This is a genomic window from Massilia sp. CT11-108, assembly GCF_047302915.1.
In the GTDB taxonomy this organism is placed as follows: Bacteria; Pseudomonadota; Gammaproteobacteria; order Burkholderiales; family Burkholderiaceae_D; genus Telluria; species Telluria orientalis.
This window is the reverse complement of record NZ_JBKYMO010001294.1, coordinates 1-399: the sequence shown is the minus strand read 5'-3', so window position 1 is coordinate 399 and position 399 is coordinate 1. Positions and strand designations below refer to the sequence as shown.

Annotated in this window: 1 pseudogene; it reads left to right on the top strand. The window is 69.9% G+C overall.

Features of this window, described 5'->3' with window-relative positions:
• Window positions 1-399: pseudogene (locus ACEN88_RS34470) on the top strand (hypothetical protein); the annotation flags it as partial.

Here is a 399-nt window from a genome sequence, read left to right as displayed (position 1 = left end):
GCCGGGCGACAGCGGCAGCGCGACAGCCGTGCGTCCGAGGGTGCAGGCATCGTGGACGGGCGCGGCGCGCTTGAAGAATGGGATCATGGTGTGTCCGCCTCCAGCGGTTCGACGGTGAAACGGGCGCCGTGCGCCTGCAAATGGTCCGAGGGTGCGGCGGCAAACGGCCAGGCGGCCTCGCACTCGCCGTCCGCATCGAGCTGGCCGGCGAGCACCGGCACACCGGAAGCGGTCGTGACGGACGACGGCTGGTGGACCCTGCATTTCATGTCCGCCGGCGGCGGGTGGCGCACCGTCCTGCAACTGGCGCCGCAAGCCCCGTTCGCGGAAGCGCTGCTCGAGGCGCCCGCGACTCAGCTGCTGTGTCATATACACATCAGCCGCTGCCGACGAAAAGAA